The 18,135-nt window shown below is 56.6% G+C and carries 10 protein-coding genes; 3 read left to right on the top strand and 7 right to left on the bottom strand.

Annotated features, from left to right (window positions below):
• Window positions 1-19 precede the first annotated feature (19 nt).
• From ACYP2A_RS01085 to ACYP2A_RS01110, 6 genes are all read right to left on the bottom strand, one after another.
• Window positions 20-2,332, bottom strand: coding sequence for a rhamnan synthesis F family protein (locus ACYP2A_RS01085; protein WP_459741961.1), 2,313 nt, complete (start codon window positions 2,330-2,332; stop codon window positions 20-22).
• Window positions 2,333-2,370: 38 nt separating this feature from the next.
• Window positions 2,371-3,414, bottom strand: coding sequence for an HAD family hydrolase (locus ACYP2A_RS01090; RefSeq protein ID WP_459741964.1), 1,044 nt, complete (start codon window positions 3,412-3,414; stop codon window positions 2,371-2,373).
• A gap of 156 nt (window positions 3,415-3,570) precedes the next feature.
• Window positions 3,571-5,991, bottom strand: a complete 2,421-nt coding sequence (locus ACYP2A_RS01095) for a glycosyltransferase family 2 protein (RefSeq protein WP_459741965.1) — start codon at window positions 5,989-5,991, stop codon at window positions 3,571-3,573.
• Window positions 5,991-8,468, bottom strand: coding sequence for a glycosyltransferase family 2 protein (locus ACYP2A_RS01100; RefSeq protein ID WP_459741968.1), 2,478 nt, complete (start codon window positions 8,466-8,468; stop codon window positions 5,991-5,993). Before ACYP2A_RS01100 ends, ACYP2A_RS01095 begins: the two co-directional genes overlap by 1 nt.
• 148 nt (window positions 8,469-8,616) lie before the next feature.
• On the bottom strand, window positions 8,617-10,023 hold the full coding sequence (locus tag ACYP2A_RS01105) for a DUF4214 domain-containing protein (RefSeq protein WP_459741969.1): 1,407 nt from the start codon (window positions 10,021-10,023) through the stop codon (window positions 8,617-8,619).
• A gap of 18 nt (window positions 10,024-10,041) precedes the next feature.
• Window positions 10,042-10,869, bottom strand: a complete 828-nt coding sequence (locus ACYP2A_RS01110) for a hypothetical protein (RefSeq protein ID WP_459742034.1) — start codon at window positions 10,867-10,869, stop codon at window positions 10,042-10,044.
• Between the two features lie 871 nt (window positions 10,870-11,740).
• Between ACYP2A_RS01110 and ACYP2A_RS01115 the strand changes: the two genes are divergently transcribed.
• The 3 genes from ACYP2A_RS01115 to ACYP2A_RS01125 are packed head-to-tail and all read left to right on the top strand — an operon-like array spanning window position 11,741 to window position 16,246.
• Window positions 11,741-13,501: a type I secretion system permease/ATPase gene (locus ACYP2A_RS01115; protein WP_459741971.1), complete on the top strand. Its 1,761-nt coding sequence runs from the start codon at window positions 11,741-11,743 to the stop codon at window positions 13,499-13,501.
• A gap of 13 nt (window positions 13,502-13,514) precedes the next feature.
• A complete protein-coding gene (locus tag ACYP2A_RS01120; protein WP_459741973.1) occupies window positions 13,515-14,852 on the top strand; it encodes an HlyD family type I secretion periplasmic adaptor subunit in 1,338 nt (445 codons plus the stop codon).
• On the top strand, window positions 14,849-16,246 hold the full coding sequence (locus tag ACYP2A_RS01125; RefSeq protein ID WP_459741975.1) for a TolC family outer membrane protein: 1,398 nt from the start codon (window positions 14,849-14,851) through the stop codon (window positions 16,244-16,246). Before ACYP2A_RS01120 ends, ACYP2A_RS01125 begins: the two co-directional genes overlap by 4 nt.
• Here the strand turns inward: ACYP2A_RS01125 and ACYP2A_RS01130 are convergent.
• Entirely contained in the window at window positions 16,243-18,069 is a 1,827-nt protein-coding gene (locus ACYP2A_RS01130) for an O-linked N-acetylglucosamine transferase, SPINDLY family protein (protein WP_459741976.1), read from the bottom strand. The genes ACYP2A_RS01125 and ACYP2A_RS01130 overlap by 4 nt on opposite strands.
• Window positions 18,070-18,135: the final 66 nt, after the last annotated feature.

Below are 18,135 nucleotides of genomic sequence, written 5' to 3' on the forward strand. Positions count from 1 at the left end.
CGGTGGGCAGGGCGCATGGTCATAAGAACGGTACCCTTCCGATACAACTAATGAGTTTGCCCCATTTCTTGATCGTGTACTCGTCGAGGGACGATCCTGTTTCGTTGCCTGCGGGGAACCCTAATGCCTTCCACTTATCCACCGGGTGCAAGATATGCAGGGTGGTCAGGCCTAAATCGCCAGGTAGCTGGCAATCGGCGACAACGTTATCCCCCACATGGATATAGCGAGTGACCTCATCGCGCTGCAGATCAGACTTGATCATGCGCCACATCGTGCCATTGTCTTTGCGCTTCTGTTCCTCGCTTGAAACGAGAAGCCTATAGGGCACTGAAATGCCCGCTTTTTTCAGGATGAGACCAATCTGGTCACGGGTGTAATACGTGTCGGAGATGACCCAAAGGGTATGTTCCAGGCTGCCCAGATTATTGAACATGTCGACCATTTCATCTTTGGCACACAGCCCATTGAGGTCCAGCTCAAACTCGCGCTGCATCAAACGTTGCGCTTCATCTTCGTGGATCTTTAACTGCTCACCGAGCTCGGTATAGATCGCACGGATCCCTACATCACCCTGAAAATTGGCGCGCTGGCGAAGTTGAAACTCGGCATCGTTGCGAAGCGCTACAAATGCTTGAGGTGACGTAACGAGCTTTCTTTCTACCAGCTCCTTGCCAAGAAGAAGCTTGGCATAGTCGGGAACGGAGTATTCTCGGCGGACCAAGGTGTCGAACACATCGAAGCTGATGGTCGAAAAGTTTCTGAGTTGCGCCTGGACGTTCTCCACGCTGTTGACGTAGCTGGAAACGGTGTAGCTCTGGTCGAGGGTGAACTGCCCGGTGGGTGGGTAGTAAAAGAACTGCTTATACCCGTTATGCTCGGCCAGCAGACCGATCATTCTCTCCAGAGCATGCAGCAGGGAGCCATCATTCGGAAGAGGCTCTGCAGGAAAAAATTCATAGTCGTACGAACGGTCGATAATGCCCTTCAGGGCCTCGGGTCGGGCCCAGAACATGCCCCCGGCCGGGTAACTTAAAAATCCATCATGCTCGTCCAGGCCAAGGTCCTGTTGCCAGGTCTTCATGAACCCTTTGTTCATGGTGATATGGTTAACCCAGGAAGGCATCATCCAGAACGTGGTGGGGTAATACACGCCCAGGTCGGGATTTTCCTGAAAAGCATTGACCACCCGGGTCACGACGGACTCGTCGCGCATCAGGTATTCCGTCAGGTAGTCCGACCACTGGGTTTGCTCTCGGCCGGAATACAGCGACTTCTTGGAATGCAGGTGACAGAAAAGGTCGTAACCCTGCAGAGCCTCTGCAAACTCGACCAGCAAAGGCCCAAAGTTTCTTCCGCGGTTAGGCACGCATCGGGTTTCAATGCTGTTCACACGCGGGTGTTTACTGAACACGTCGCGGGCACGTGCTTCATGGTCTGTATTGGCCAGCGTGATGAAGACGTCAACGTCGACAGGAAACGTATTCAACGCCTGTGAAAAACGCTCAATGTAGTCCTCATAATAAATATGCAGGCAGACCGCAATCTTCAGCTGTTGAGCGTCGGGTAACAGGTCTTTGGCGATCGTCAGCGTTGTCCTGGGATTCCATCGCCTGATGGCCGGAGGGCAGGCTCTACCTTCCTTCTTGCCGGTCATGAGGTAGTGGTAGAGCGGGCTCATTTGCAAATGATAGACGTCGAAATTCAAACGGTGATACGTTTCGCTGTCGAATAACAGCGAAGGGTTGACCGGAGAAAATCTTGATTTGAACAGATAATCGCTGAACGCCGATTTGGCATCCTCGAACGACTTGCCATACGTCTCGTTGTACCAGTCCTTATCAAACAATCCCAGGCTCAGCGCTGTAGACAGGGCTTCATTGATATTCGCAGGGTCTTTAGGGGCCGAATAGAGACTCGACGTTTCAGGAAGCTGTTTTGCCTGGCCGTACGTCTGGGTGTAGTGCTTAAATGGATTAATACCGTGCACGTCAATGTCAGGGTGACGCCGGCGATAATCAGAAAGTGAAAAATCCTTTCGGGTGTAGCGGTCCTCGCGATGCCCATGCATCACAAAATGAATGAACGGATGCATTTTTGTTTCGCGAACATCGGCATGGTGCTGCCAGTAAAATACGGTGTGAAAGCACGGGTGCGGTTCAAAACCGGTTTTCCACCCCTCCATCAGGTAGTGCTCGATCAGGTTTTTAAATTTTATCGGTTTACCCTTGACCTGCGAACGATAAAATTTCTTGTCAAACACCTCGATTGTTTCAATGTAGGTGATTATTTCTTGCAGGTCTTTATTGATAACGGGTTCTTTGGCTTTCATAGAAAGTGCCGACCAGATTAATAAGTGAGGACGAGGCGTCAGAGGCCAAATAAGGTGGTCGGATTAAGTACGCCGTTTCCAGAAAAGTCATCATCAATATCAAAGATATGAAAGACCTCTCGTGGAATCGCGCTGGGCGTCAGCGCAAAACCGGCATAGATGGATTCAATGTCCTTGACACTGTAATTGATGTTCAAGCGAAGTCCTTCTTCGACGCCATCGAGAGCCCCTTCCATGATGGCATCCAGGTCTTGACGGTAGCGCTGGGGTGCCGCCATGCGGCCATAGAAAAAATCGAGTGCACCGTTGGTGTTGAGCCGGATATCGATCACTTGCCCGTGCGGAGCCGTCATTAACGTCTCTAACAACAAAGAACGCTCAAGCATCAAGTAGCCTTCAGACCACTTGACGTTTTCCTTGAACACACCGCGCAGGTGGGCGGTGTGTTTCCCCACTTGAGCATCACCGGCTTCGTTGGCAATGAAGTAAAGGCCGGACGTGTCCCTTTCGATCATTCGGGTAATCAGTTTCTGTATGGTGCCCGCATACCCCAGGTCCAGCATCAAGGGAGAAGGTCCTTGCAGCAGCCCCTCACGCTCAAAGTAAGTGGAAACCGCCGTACGTGTAGGTGTTACGCAGGCTTGCAGGCGCTCATTGTGTGGCGCCATCCACTGCATAAACGTGTCTTTGTCATCAGGGAGAGAGATATCAAGGCTCAGCAGCTCTGCAGGCAGCCACTCGGTGAGTTCGTGCTGTTGAAGGCCAAAACGCTTCATCAGCAGGCTTAAAACCGAGCCTTCAAAAATGCCTTTCAGCGCGGCGTCCCAAACATAGGGGTTACCTAACTGGCTGCGGAACAACAAGGTTCTCGACACTTTCAGGTACAGGGGGGCGTGTTGCAGCTGGATAAGATTGCGGTCCTGCAGGTGGGTCAATAGTTTAAAGAACACCCACCCCTCACGGGCCAGGCAGACGGCACGGTACTCGCCGGTGTACTCGGTGATTCGGCGCACATAATGATTGAAGATGGGCGAAAAGAAGCTATATCCAAATTCGTATAGCGCCCGATGAGAGTTTTTCATGCGACATTTCGCCCGTCTGATAAAAGGTTGACTGCTGATGAGCGGCGATTGATGACGGTCAGGTCTGATCGCTGCTTGAACGCAATGAAGTCTTTCATCGCACACGATCCAGAAAGGTGTCAGGCAATACGGGGTCATGGACCATGAGATCAAGGCTCATGGCATCGTCTCCCTGTACTTGGCAGGCCGGCTGCTGGATACCGATGCCGTGCTTCTGACCGCCGTACTTCTGACGGGAATGGCCAGCCCGCCATAAGGCCCACTCATATAATCCAGGTTCAAGGCAGGGTGATAATACGGTTCGTTGATCAGGTGTGAAGACCATCGCGCCACAAACCCCTGCTGTTCGCGTGAGGCGCGTGCACTTTTCTCGCGTGTTTCATCCTTGCCCCGACTGGAAGACTCGGCATGAATCAACTGCGCAAACGGTGTCCAGACAAGATGCAGGCCTGCCTTCTGGAGGCGTAGGCACAGATCGACATCGTTGAAAGTAACCGGGAAGGCTCGCTCATCAAACCCCCCTACTGCCTCGAACACGGATTTACGTAACAACAGACACGCGGCCGTTACGGCACTCTGCCGGCGAGCAATTTGATTCAAACCCAGATACCCCGGGTCATGTTGCTCTACGCCATGACCGGTGTGTGCCGCCAGCCCGCTCATCCCCAGCACCACACCACCGTGCTGAACCATGCGGTTAGGCCACAGCAGTTTGGCGCCGACAGCGCCGACATGAGGACGCAGTAACTGGCTGACCATTTCTTTCAGCCAGCCTGCCTCGATAATTTCGATGTCGTTATTGATCAGGCCGATCAACTCACCTGTGGCATGGGCCACGGCATGATTGTTAATGGCTGAATAGTTGAATGGCTGCGGATAGGGCAGTACGTTTACCCCTTGGCGCGGCAGCTCTTCAAAGTAGGCCAATGTGGCCGGGTCGCTGGACTGGTTGTCGACAACGATGATTTCCAGGTCTGGATAATCGGTGTTGTTCAGCAGCCCTTCGATACAGGTGCGCAACAGGCCGACCTGATCACGGGTGGGCACGATCAGGCTGACGCGTGGCAACTCTACCGGCAATGGCCATTGCGCACGCAGCAGTGCAGGATAGGCAGGCAACGTCCTGACCAGCGCGCCGGGCGTCAGGCATTGACACAGCCAGGCGATGGCCTGGTGGCGGTCCATTGATGCGGCAGCTTGTTCGGGGCTGGCCGGTGCCAGATGATGGCGGTGGTAAAGCACCTGCGGCAGATGCGCAACACTGGCATGGCTCATTTCAGTTGCCAAGGCAATACCGGCCAGCAGGAACTGCCAGTTCAACGACTTCAAGCCATCGAACGGCGTCAACAAGGCCAGTGCCTGGTTAAGGATGGTCGAGCTAAAGATCGCGCCGTGAGTGAAAATATCGGCACCAATGAACAAGTCGATATCCCAGACCGGTTTGAACCAGGGCAGGCTACGCTCACCGTCCGTACCATCACGGTCGCAGTCTGCAAATCCCCAGGCGCTGCCATCGTTGAGCAAGCCGCTGAGATGCTCGAGCGCATGGGGTGCCAACCGGTCTCCATCAAACAAAGGCACGATGCGGTCGCAACCGTCTTTTAGCAGATGGGCAATCGCAGGCAATACGTCGTGCTCAGAGCCTTTGGCGATCTGGTACTGGATAACCCGTTGGCCGCGCAGGCTGCTCAGCGTGATGCTTTCCAGCGCCGTATCACCTTCACTAATCAGCAGTACACCCAACTTGCCTTGAGGCGGCCGGCTTTTCGCGGGCACATTGTGCTGAAACAGTTCAAACCAGTGGGGGTAATGCTGAAAACCAGCACTTTTCGGTGCATGCAACGTGAGTTCTTTTATGCCTTGGCTCAGCAGGGCGAAGGTTTCTTCGTCAGGAGAATTGTCATAGCGTTGCAGCAAGCCTTCAAGGCCTTCAGGCCAGCAGCATACGCTGACTGGGCTACCTGTCAGCGACTCTCCCTGATCATTCTCTATATGCAAGAGGTGTAACGTGCCGTCGGCCAGTTCCCAAGGCAGGTCAAAGTCAAAGCCATGATCGTTGCCCGCCTTGCAGATAATGCCCTGACGATATTGATCGGAGGTCACACGGCCCAATACACGACTGCCTTCGCGGATGGTGACTTGTACATGCCTGTGGGGTGCTTGCGTGTCCCATGCCCAGCCACTGAGCTTGAGGCCTTCGTTGCTGTACCAGACTTGCGAAGCCGCAGGTGCTGGTTCTTTATTAATGGGCGCAGGCAATTGAACCGTGCCTTCAAGCCAGAAATCCTGATTGGCGATCCGGGCACTGATATAATGCGCGTCCGATAACCAGGCTGGCCATAGTTGCACGGTAAACCCGTGAAATTGATCGCCCATCGTGGCATCTGGGTGGAACTGATCGGCGCGCACCAGGGCAACGCTGGCACCGTTGACAAAAATCTCAATGGCCAAACGCTGATTGAACTGCTCGGTATCCAGTGCCCAGCCCTGCAACACGTCGCCATAAAGACCGCTGATCGCGCCGCTGAAGCGGCCGTTGAGCGCGTGCTGTTCTTGATTCAAGACTTCTACTGACATCAGGCCCGATCCGTTAAAAAAGATAACTGGTTGATGGGACGTGCCCCGGCTTCATTGGCAGCAGCACCGGGAGGGGCATACAGCGTCAGGCCCAGCTCATGCGCCAGGCTCGGCGCAGCCCAGCTTGCACCGGGGTTATGGTCCAGGCTCAAGGCGACTTTACAGCCGGCGAGCAACGCACATTCGGCCAGCTCCAGACCGTCTACCTCGGGCAATGCCTGAACGGCGCCGGTCGCCAGCAGGGCTTTAAACCATGGGCCGTCGGTGTGGGTCAGCAGCAGGACCGGGCGTTTTTCGCGAGTAATACGTCTGGCCAGTGCAATCCATTGTTCAGCCAGCGGTGGGTCCTGCAGCGTGTCGGCAATCAACAGTACGCGCAATGCGTTCTTGGTGACGGCAACCGGTTTACGGATTTTACCGATGACGAAGCGACCATCAGGCAGTGCTGCGGCATAGCGTTTTTGCAGGGCTTTGAAAGGCAGTTGCACACTGGCAGCCAAGTGCGCAAAAGCTGGCCAGTCATGCACAGCGTCCTGCTCCAGCAAACGGTCGTCACGGCAGACAATGCGATAAGGCTTGTCCAGTTGACCGGGTAAGTCGAGCAATGCATTCGGACAGCCATTCAACTGCTGATAGATAAGCTCATCCAGCGGCAAATCCCTTAGGTCTTGCAGCAGTTGGTCACGCTCGGCAGGCCAGGCATAGTCGAGACTGAAGGCCAGCGGTTGCAGGTCGGCCTTCAGCGTGATCCAGGTCTGTTGGCTGGTATGACGCCAGATCAGGCTTAACGGAAGATCAGGCAGGTTGCCATTGTGCAAATGCAGCTGTTTGAGGCTGGTTTTTGGCCATTGGCTTTTGCTGCTGTTCGCGATCTGCTCGCGCAACTCGGCCAGGCGCGCCCGTTGCAAGGCTTGCCGTGCCGGCTTGATCGGATCAGTCAGGCAAAACGCTGAATAGCGTGCCGAGGCATCCGGGTAACGGCGCGTAAGAATGGCGTTGTTGTATGCCACGCGTATAACTTTTTCATCGCCAAAAGAAGCACCACCCTGGTGCGCGACAAATACGTTAGGCGCTCCCATATGCCGCCAGCCGTGTGATCGAGCGCGCAGGCACCAGTCGGTTTCTTCGCCATAGCCACGCATCAGATGCACTTCGTCGAGGTAACCGACCTCGACGATGGCGCGGCGCTTGATGTACAGGCAAAAACCACAACCGGTTTCGATTTCCATGGCCGGGCTGTCGGTCTGCCGGGCCAGATCGTCCAGGTGCGCCTGTTCCTCTGCGCTGGGCATGGTGTGACTGATGCGGCTTTCAGGAAAGCTCATCAGTTCGCCGTTATTGGTAAAAGGCGTGACTGAAGCAATGCTTTTATCGCTGTAGGCAACCGCACGCAGACGGTCCAGCCAGTCACCATGCACACGGGTATCGGCATTGAGCCACACCACATCGCGCTCCGGACTGTAGGCCATGCCGCGGTTGACGTTACGAATAAAGCCCAGATTGACCGGGTTGATCACATGTTCGATGTCGCCGGCAGCGGCCATGGCCAGCAGCGCTTCGCGCAGGGGCGCATTGGGGGTGGCGTCATCGAGCACCACCAGACGATGAGCGGTGCGGTTGTGGCTTCGGCTACGAATGACGCTGTTCAGACAGTCGAGTGTTTCTTCATAGCCGTCGTAAACCGGAACCAGAACATCGACCGGCTCCTGACGACTGCGGGTTTTTCCGACCTGTACAGGGGCCACGAATGCGGGTTGGTTCAGTAACGGGCTGCCCAGCAAGGGCGTACCGTCATTGAATCGCACGTGCAGGGTTAGCGCCGGATCCACGATGCGCTCGTGAATGCCGCCATGAGTGGCCGGAAAACCGGCCTGTGTCAGCAAGGGATGAGGCTTGTCGGCCGCACATGACGTGCTTTGCCCGGCATTGATGATGCTCAGGCCAACGACCGATTGAGGGTTCTTGAGGCTCACGGCCCAACCTTGAATTTCACCGGTGTCCACCTGATAACTGACCACGCCGATATGGGCCGGCGGGTTGGGCTGGGTGGCCAACAGGCTCAGCACCAGATGCAGCTCTTTGGGGTCGTTGATTTCAGGCAGGCGAGCGAGAATCTGCTTGCGCAGCTTTTCAGGTTTTTCAGTCTTGCTGCGGGCTTGCCAGAGCATGATGCGCAACGCAGGGTCTGCGGGCATCTGTTGCCAGGCAGCGCTCAGTTGCCGTGTAGCGAGCGCGGGCTGCTGCTGGGCAAGAATACTGCGACCTGCAAGTGCACGAATGTCGGCCCGCTCGGGCAGGGCATTGGCGGCACAGGCCAGGTAAATGAATGCGTGGGTGGGGCGTTGTTCCTGCAGCGCTTCGATCCCTTTCCAGATCAAGGCTTCAGGACGGTATTCGGGGGTTTGCAGCGCACGTTCCAGACAAGCCGCAGCATCACCATGCTGGCCATTTTGGCGCTGGCGATGGAAATGATCCATGAGCGTGCCTCGCTCATGTAGGGCGTCTTTGGACATGGGCATGGTATTTCGCTGTTAAATGAAAGAGGGGCGCCCGAAGGTGCCCCTTTTTTGAAAACCCCCAGCCTTGCGGCTGGAGGTGTTCAGCTTTGTTGCAGCGGAGCAGTGATTAGACTGCGCCTGGTACCACGATCACGTTGGTGACGTTGTCCAGAGCATCGTCTTGGCCGATGAGCGAAACAACCACGTCGGCTTGGGTTGCACCGCTGTCCAGCGCCAGCAGGTAAGCTGCTTTAGCCGAATCGTTGGTGTTACCCAGGTTGTCGAACAGCGAATCGACGAACTCGGAGTTGGCGTTGTGGTTGGACTCGGCCGAAGCGAAGATGCTATCAGCAACTTCAGTACGCGAAGTACCCGATTCCAGCAGCGACAGCCAGCCATCAGCTTCGGTGCCCACAGAGTCACGGCCCAGAGCAGCCGAGTACAGAGCGGAGACGAACGCGTCGTCGGACAGAGCCGAAGCTTCAGCCGAACCTGCGATACCGGCGATCACGTCGCTACGGCTTGCACCTTGCTCGAACACCGACAGCCAGCCTTGCAGGCCAGTGTCATCAGTTGCACGACCGAACAGACCCTGGTACAGGTCAGCCAGGAAGTCAGTGCGCTCGGCAGTCAGGAACTCGTTGGAGTTCAGGAACTGGCCAACAACGTCAGTCAGCGAAGTGCCGCTGTCGACTGCGCTCAGGAAGTTCTGAGCACCGCCTGCGTCTGCATCACGACCCAGCAGGGCGGAGTACAGGCTCAGAGCCTGGGCTTCAGCTTGAGTCTCGACGATTGCTACGGACTTGCCGTCGGCGAAGGTCAGGAACTCGGCACCGGTAACAGTCGAAACTGCACCAACAGAAGCGCCCGAACCAGTCAGAACCAGAGAGCCGTTCGCTACGGTAGCAGCGAAGTCTGCACGGTTGCCAACTACGTCGATGGTGTCGAAACCAGCACCAGCGTCGATGGTGTCAACGCCCAGACCGGTAACGATGGTGTCGTTGCCAGCGCCTGCGTCGATGGTGTTGGTGCCGGTGCCAGCGATGATCACGTCATTGCCGGAGCCAGTGGTCAGGGTGTCGTCGCCAGCGCCGCCGTCCAGCAGAACGTTGGTGCTACCGTTGACAGTGATGGTTTCGTTGCCGTCGCCGCCAACTACAACGCGAGCGATGCCTTCAACAACGGCGTCAGTGGCCAGCAGGCGAGCAGCAACAGCAGCTTCTGCACCGATGGTCAGAGTTACGTCGTCACCAGCCTGGCTGTCGATCAGAACAACTTTGGTGTCTTCGGTGCCGGTTGGCAGGGTCAGGTTTGCTTCATCAGCAGCGCTGATCAGCAGGGCGTCAGGAATCTGACCGACCGGTGCGATAACAGGAGAAGTACCGTTCCAGCTACCAACAACCACAGAGTCTGTAGAGTCCAGACCCAATACCGAGCTGATGGCAGCAGTAGTGGTGCTAGAGATGTTGGTGTTGGCTGCCAGAGATGCTGCGAACTCGGTGCTGGTTACTGCTTTGTCGTATTGCAATGCCATGAGTCAATTCCTGCCATATCAGGCCAGTTGGCCTATGTTGCTATCCGTCTGCGTAATCGCAGGTTGTTCCCTTTGACTTTGAGATGTATGGCGGAGGGCGTTGATCTCGTTCCTGGGAGTAATCGTTAAACTCATTGCAACCAGCGGCTCGTTACCGCTGGGTCCAAAAATCATTTGATCGGTGACGATTGCCTGCCGGTCACCCCCGGCAAATACCACATGGCCTGCCAGTTCATAATCGGCACGTTCAGGGCCCGTGAGACTGAAGCCTACAGCGATGATTGCTGCAGCTTTATTACGTGCACCGGTAAAACTGCCGGTCATGACTTTCTGACCTGGACCTGAGCCCGCAAGCGTTGTGGTGTATGCAAGGTCTACGCCTTGGGGCTTGTTGGCCCAATTGATGGCGAAGCCTTCAAGGCGGCTTTGTCCGGCTTCATCACCCAGGCACTGGTTAATGACACTGACGTCGCCGATTTGTTCTATATGGCCCGTCAATGTCAGTACGGCAGCGCCAGGCGTTGTGTTCGACAGGGCAGCGGTGTCCGGGGAGGAAAGGGTGGGCTTGAGGTTACGCATGATGGCGGCAGAGGTATCAATTCGATCGATGCGCAGGTCCACCGGCTCAACTTCATGGTTGGCCAGGTAGTACTCGGTGATCAGGACCGTGGTGACGCCGCCTTTGACGCGACCGATAATACAGTCGCCCAGCTTGGTGAGGATATTCTTGCTCACACCTTCAGCAGGGAAAAAGTCAATCGCACCCTTGCCCAGCGGCGCTTGCTGCAGAGCGATGCAGACGCTTTTTTCAGCGGTGGGCTGGGAGGCGTAGCGGAAAATGTACATCCCCGGTTCCAGCAGGGTGATCCGGGAATTGATTTTCAGGCCATCGTGTTTTTGCGACTGCACTCAATAAGCTTCCTTCTCATCTCGAGCGTCTACATCTATTAGCGACCAACAGCCGCTAACCAACTTCTCTAGATGTAATTGTTCAAGCGACCCATTCTGAGTCACGAAGTCGAGAGGGTAATACATTTGTGGGAAAAGTCAATTGAGTTGATAGGAAAATTCCATAAGGTTTGTGGGAAATTTTCCCCGCAGCGACATGCATCAGCAAACGATTGCTGACCTTTCGTAGTGCAGTGAGCGCCTCTTCTGACCCGAAACAGGGCCACCGCATTCAGAGACTGCTACCGGGCGCTAAAAATTGCTGCAACATCGTGTTACCCGCCCTGAAGACCAAGGATTTCGGCCTCTTCCGGCCCTTGGGCCTGACTCATAACCGGAAGGCATTTTGATATTATTTGCTGTAGCCAGGAACAAATGAAGGGGGCTGCTGTCATCAGCACTCGCAAGCTCTTTGCTGTTGCAAAGAGGCAGTTGGTTATTGCCGTAGTGCACCCTGCAAGTTATGCCTTCTTGTTAGGTGTTTATGCAAAACGTCTGTTTCAGACGCTGCAAAGGTGAAGCAGGGCGCAGACGCCTCATCGACAACAGACGCGTTACGCTCGTCGGCGGCGAAAAATAAAATGGAACTTTTGGCAGGGGTGAAGAATTGAGTCCGTTTTTTTTGCAGAGGCTTACAAGTACCGTTGGAAAAATCTTCACTTGTGTTTAACCGCGCTTTGGTTAACTTGATGGCCCTCTAATGCTGCACCGGCATCACCGCTGGTGCTACACTGCCGCGCCTTTGCCGCCCCTCATCAGTACGGATTCTATGAGTCGTCCACACGAAAACAATTTGCAGGCCGCCCTCAAGGTCTGTAAAGGCAGCTTCCTCTCACTGGGATTTTTCAGCTTCTTCATCAATGCTTTGATGCTGGTCCCCACCTTCTACATGATTCAGGTTTCCAGCCGGGTGATTTCCACTGGAAGCAGCTCGACGCTGCTCATGCTGACCCTGATCATGACCGTTCTGATGATAACGATGGGTTCCCTGGAGTGGGTACGCTCCAGGATCATGGTGCGCATCAGCAACCGTCTTGATGTGCTGCTTAGCCGTGACGTTTACCGTGCCAGCTTCAAGAAAGCACTCAACAGCGGCGGTATGGACCCCACGGCTCAGTCGCTGAATGACCTGACGGCGCTGCGACAATTTTTGACTGGAAGGGGCTTGTTTGCTTTTTTCGATGCGCCCTGGCTACCGATCTATACGGCAGTGATGTTCCTGTTCCATCCATGGTTTGGCTGGATGACTATTGGTTCTGCCATCATTCTGGTGTTTTTGGCTTATTTGAATCATCGCTATACCGGAAAAGCGCTTACCGATGCCAACAAGGAAAGCGTCGCTGCTAATTTGCTGACCACCAAGACCTTGCGTAATGCCGAGGTTATCGAGTCCATGGGGATGCTTGACACGCTCATGGCGCGTTGGGCAAATCGACAGCGTCGGGTGCTTGTATTGCAGTCTGATGCCAGCGACAAGGGGGGTGTTGTCAGCAATATTTCCCGTACTTTCCGGGTGTGGTCACAATCGATCATGCTGGCAATCGGGGCGTATCTGGTTATCACTCACGAGATCAATCCCGGCCTGATGATGGCCGGTTCGCTGTTGCTGGGACGCGCACTGTCGCCCATTGACCAGATGATCGGTAGCTGGAAGGGCTTTATCGCAGCCCGTGTTCAGTACACGCGCCTGAATGAAACAATGGAGCAACTCAAGGACGAGCCCGAGCGCATGGCACTGCCCGATCCTGAAGGCCACATTCAGGTCGAAAACCTGGTGGTTTCCCCGCCAGGCGCCAAATCCGCTGTCATCCGCAATGTCAGCTTCGTAACGCCCACAGGCAGCATTGTTGGTATTGTCGGCCCAAGCGGTGCTGGCAAGTCGACCCTGGCTCGGGCGTTGCTGGGCATCTGGGCACCGAAAAATGGTGTGGTACGTCTGGACGGCGCCGATATCAGTAGTTGGGACAAAGAGCGTCTGGGCCCGTACCTGGGCTATCTGCCACAAGATATCGAGTTGTTCGAAGGCACCATCAGCGACAATATTGCCCGTTTTGGCAAGGTCGACCCCGAGAAGGTCGTGCATGCCGCCCGTATGGCAGGTGTGCATGAGCTGATTCTGCAACAACCTGATGGTTACGACACAGTGATCGGTAGCGAAGGTATCAACCTGTCTGGCGGCCAGCGCCAGCGCATTGGCCTGGCCCGTGCCCTGTATGGCAGCCCGCGCCTGATTGTGCTCGATGAACCCAACTCCAATCTGGACGATGTCGGTGAGCGTGCCTTGAGCGTTGCCTTGGAGAAGGTCAAGGAAACCGGGGCCACGGTGTTCATCATTTCGCACCGGCCGAGCATCCTGTCTCGTCTTGACCGGGTCATGGTACTGAGCAACGGCACCATCAGCCTGTACGGCGCGCGTGAACAAGTGATTGCCGAACTGGCCCAGCAGCAGGCCAAGGCCGCGCAACTGCAAGCTCAACAGAAAGCGGCTTCAACCGGTACCGCCGTTGCGCCGACGCAACCTGGCGCGTGAAAGGAATTCGTAGATGAGCAGTAAAGCAGTGAATGTGCTCGATGAGCAGTCAAACGAGCACTCTGATGACCTACCGACCTCCGACCGCGGCATTCGCCGCATCGGAATGACCATCGTGCTGGTGACCTTTGGCTTTTTCGGCACTTGGGCGGCCGTGGCGCCACTGAGTAATGCTGTGCATGGCAATGGCGTGGTGATGGTGCAGAGCTACCGCAAGACGGTTCAGCACCTGGAGGGCGGTATCGTCAAAGAGTTGCTGGCCCGTGATGGCGACACCGTACATAAAGGTGATCCGCTGATCGTGCTGGATGAAGCGCAACTGAGTGCTGAATACGAGTCGACGCGTAACCAGTTGGTGTCCGCCAAGGCCAAAGAAGCACGTTTGCGTGCCGAGCGCGATAATCTGGACGAGATTCCGGCGTTGGTGATCAAGGACACTGACAGTCAGCGTGCTCAAGAAGCTATCGCTGGCGAGCAGCAGGTGTTCAAGGCTCGCAAGCTTTCCATGTTGGGCGAGATTTCCGTTCAGCGTGAGCGTATCGGCCAGTTGAAACAGCAGATTATTGGCCTTCAGGACATGATCCGTACCAAGGGCAGCTTGCAGCGCTCTTACAGCAGCGAAATCGCTGAGCTCAAGCCGTTGCTGGCTCAGGGCTTTGTCGAGAAACAGCGCTTGCTTGAGCAAGAGCGTCGCCTGGACATGCTCAAGTCTGAAGTGGCCGATCATGAGTCCACGATCACCAAGACCCAGTTGCAGATCAGCGAAACAGAACTGCAAATCGTCCAGTTGAAGAAGAAGTTCAGCTCGGATGTGGTCAATGAACTCAGCGAGGTGCAAGCCAATGTGTTTGACCTGCAAGAAAAGGCCGCAGCCCTTGAGGATCGTCTTTCACGAATCGTGATTCGTGCGCCTGAAGACGGCATGGTACTGGACATGAAAGTCCATACGGTGGGTGGCGTGGTCAGTGCGGCAACACCGCTACTGGACATCGTACCGGAGTTTTCTGAGCTGATCATCGAGGCACACATTTCGCCCACTGACATTGACCGTGTCGAGATGGGTAAGTTGACGGACATTCGCTTCACCGCCTTTAACAGTTATACCACGCCAATTATCGAGGGCACGGTGGTGGGCATTTCTGCTGACCGCCTGGAAGACAAGAAAGACGGCGACCCGTATTACCTGGTACGCGTCAAGCTCACCGACGATGGCATCAAAAAACTCGCTGACCGCCGCCTGCAACCGGGCATGCCCGCTGAAGTGCTGATCAACGCCGGTAGCCGCACCATGCTGGAATACCTGCTCAAGCCTGCGCGTAACATGTTCGCCAAGTCGATGATCGAGGAGTGACCGTGCTGCGTTTATTACCTCTCGTTCTGGCATTGGGCCTGGTCTCGTACCAGGCCCACGCCGCACAACCCGATGCCCCTCAGGTCACTCGCGAATCGTTGCAGACCATCGACCTGATGGAGCTGTTTCGCCAGTCGCGTCTTGAAGACCCGCGCATCCTGGCCGCCTACCTGCGTGCCCGGTCGGCGGAGGAGAAAGAGCGTGAGGCGTTCGGTACGTTACTGCCGCAGGTGTCGGCCAATGGCAGTTTCAACCGGGTGCTGCGCAAGAATGAAGCCGAACGCGATATCTATAACAACTCCAGCTACGGCTTGAGCCTGACCCAGCACTTGTATAACAAGGCGGTCTGGGAGGGGTATCAGAAGTCCAAGAGCGTCACCTTGCAGAAAGGCCAGCAGGCCGACGATGCACAGGCTGAAGCCACGGTCGATCTGGCCCAGCGGTATTTCGTGGCGTTGTCGGCCGATGACGAGCTTGAGCTGTTGATGGCCGAGCGGCGCGCCACGCAGAAGAACCTTGACCTGGTGTCGGCGCTGTACGAGCGTCAGTTTGCCAAGAAAACTGACGTGCTGGACCTCAAGGCGCGGGTCGACTTGCTGGCCGCGCAGGAGATCGAGGCGCGCAATCAGGTACGGGTTAGCCGGGCTGCGTTGTCGGAGTTAGTGGGGCGGCCGATCGTGGAGCCGCTGAGCCGTATACGCAACGACATTGCCTTTGAAGTGCCGGGCAGTTCGCTGGAAAGCTGGGTGGCCCAGGCGATGGACAGCAACCCGATGCTCAAGTCGCGTGAAAGCAACGTCGAGGTGGCCAATGCCGCTGTGCGTGAAGGCAAGGGCGGGCATTATCCAACATTGGGTTTCAGCATCAGCGGTCAGCAGAGTGACGTGGGCTATGACAACACGCTGACCAGTCGCAGCGACAGTTATGTGGCCAGCATTAACCTGAAAGTGCCGATCTACAGCGGTGGCTCGACGTCGGCACGGGTGCGTGGTCTGTATGACGAGCAACTGGCGGTCGAGCAGGAGCTTGAGGCCGCGCGCCGGCAGGTGGTCAAGGAGACCACCAACTCGTACCTGACAGCGTTCTCCAGCGTCGAGAAAGTGCGTGCCAGCAAGAACGCTCTGGACTCGGCAAAAGAGTCGAGCAATGCGGCAGAGCAGGCGTTCAAGTATGGCGTGGTGAATGCGGTGGATGTGCTCAACAGCGTACAGACCGAGTTCAAGGCCCGCCGCGACCTGCTCAAGGCGCAGTACGACTTCATCACCAACCTGTTCATCCTCAACCGCTGGGCCGGGCGCCCGCCGCAAGACAGCATCGACAGCGTCAACGTCTGGCTGGGCGGGACCGCTGTGGCACAAGAACCCGCCAAACCGGCCCCGACCGGGGTTCGCTAAAGCGCCACGCTGCTGATCGCGGCTTCAAAGTCGCGAACGAACCCCGGCGTATCGAACAACGGCGAATCGTTACGTGCCTGTGCCAGACGCTGACGCAACTCGGGCAGCAAGCCCGGTTGTGTCGCCAGTTGCACGGCGCGGTCTTCGTAGTCGGCCAGGGTGGTGGTGATCAACTCTGGCAAATCCAGCGCGGTCAACAGGCTGCCGGCCATGCGCGAAGCGAAGGTGCGGCCTGAGCGGGTGAGTACCGGCAAGCCCATCCACAGTGCGTCGTTGGCGGTGGTGCCGGCGTTGAACGGGTACGCATCGAGGAACAGGTCGGCTGCCGTGTAACGGGCCAGGTACTCCGGCGGGGCCACGCGTGGCGCGAACAGCAAGCGCGCCGGGTCGATGCCCTGTCGTTCGGCACGCGCGCACAGATTGCTCTGCGCCCAGGTATTGTCGGCCAGCAGCCACAGCAGACTCTCAGGGGCGCGCTTGAGGATGCGCATCCAGCAGTCGAACACCTCTTCGTTGAATTTGTAGTTGTTGTTGAACGAGCAGAAGACGAAGCGATCTTCCGGCAAGCCGCACTGCGCCCGGGTCGGCAGTTCGGCCACCGGACGTTGCCGGTCGCTGCACTGGTAGATCTTGTCCAGATACAGCGGAGTCTCGCTGTAATAGGGCTTTTCGCTGTCGGGGATCAGGTAGCGGTCGGCAATCACGTAGTCGATGCCCGGTAGCCCGGTAGTGCCCGGAAAGCCCAGATAGGTCATCTGCACCGGCGCAGGCTTATACGCGACGATGTCCGCCCGTGCACCGGAGGTCAGGCCGTGCAGGTCGATGAGGATGTCGATCTCGTGGTTGCGGATGCACTGCGCGGCTGTGGCGTCATCCATGCCGCCGATCAACACAAAGTGATCCATGGCCTTTTTCACTCGCGCGCGCAGGGCTGAGCCGTCTTCACGGGTCCAGCAGAACCCGTAGACCTCAAAGCGCTCGCGATCGATCAGCTCGAACAGTTCGACGGTCAGCAACGACACGGCATGCAGGCAGAAGTCCGAAGACAAAAAGCCGATGCGCAGTTTCTGATGGCCATAGCCCTGTGCTGTTGTCAGCGCCGGCACCCGCACATTGACCCGCTCTTTGACGAAATGCATCGCGGCGGCCAGTTGCAGGCCCGGGTCATCGCTGCCAGCGAGCAACGCCAGCGGCGAAGATCCCTTGAGCAAGTCGCCACGGGTCAGGCCAACAGGGGCGTCATACACCGGCCACACGCACTGTTTCTGGCGCAAATGCACCCAGTGCTGAATGACCTTGGGCTGCGCCGGTGCGGCCAGCAGGCTGGCGTGCAGATTCGCCTCGGCGGACTGCAACTGGCGGGTTTCTTCCAGCAGCCGGCCCAGGCTGTTGCACGTCATCAGGTACAGCTCCTGGCTTTGCTGCGCATCGACCAGCTTCTTGTCGAGCATCGATTGCCAGATATCCAGTGCCTCCTGCGGCTTGAGCTGACGCTCCAGCAGCGAGCCCAGATTGAACCAGGCCTGAGCGAATTCGGGGTTTTGTGCGATCGCCACGCGATACGCCTGCTCAGCCTCTGCTACCCGCCCAAGGTTGGTCAGCGTGACGCCGAGGTTGAACTGAATGATGTAATTGATCGAGGAGTGGCAGTGCGCAAGCCAGCGCTGATACAGCGTCGCGACGTCGGCCGGGCGCTGGGCGCCGTGCAGCCGGTCGGCGATATGCAGCAGTTGCATCGGTTCCAGTACGACACGCTCGGCCCGTTGCAAGGCGCTGGCAAGCACTTCGTTCAGGTCCGGACTGTCAAGATTATCGGTCAGCATGGGTGAAGGCTCCGCACACAAAAAAATACCGGACTCTTGCGAGTCCGGTATCAAGGTCTATCAAAG

The organism is Pseudomonas sp. 3A(2025), assembly GCF_054589175.1.

Coding starts and splice junctions, on each gene's coding strand:
- ACYP2A_RS01085 (WP_459741961.1), bottom strand. CDS start 2,332: ATGAAAGCCAAAGAACCCGTTATCAATAAAGACCTGCAAGAAATAATC.
- ACYP2A_RS01090 (WP_459741964.1), bottom strand. CDS start 3,414: ATGAAAAACTCTCATCGGGCGCTATACGAATTTGGATATAGCTTCTTT.
- ACYP2A_RS01095 (WP_459741965.1), bottom strand. CDS start 5,991: ATGTCAGTAGAAGTCTTGAATCAAGAACAGCACGCGCTCAACGGCCGC.
- ACYP2A_RS01100 (WP_459741968.1), bottom strand. CDS start 8,468: ATGGATCATTTCCATCGCCAGCGCCAAAATGGCCAGCATGGTGATGCT.
- ACYP2A_RS01105 (WP_459741969.1), bottom strand. CDS start 10,023: ATGGCATTGCAATACGACAAAGCAGTAACCAGCACCGAGTTCGCAGCA.
- ACYP2A_RS01110 (WP_459742034.1), bottom strand. CDS start 10,869: ATGTACATTTTCCGCTACGCCTCCCAGCCCACCGCTGAAAAAAGCGTC.
- ACYP2A_RS01115 (WP_459741971.1), top strand. CDS start 11,741: ATGAGTCGTCCACACGAAAACAATTTGCAGGCCGCCCTCAAGGTCTGT.
- ACYP2A_RS01120 (WP_459741973.1), top strand. CDS start 13,515: ATGAGCAGTAAAGCAGTGAATGTGCTCGATGAGCAGTCAAACGAGCAC.
- ACYP2A_RS01130 (WP_459741976.1), bottom strand. CDS start 18,069: ATGCTGACCGATAATCTTGACAGTCCGGACCTGAACGAAGTGCTTGCC.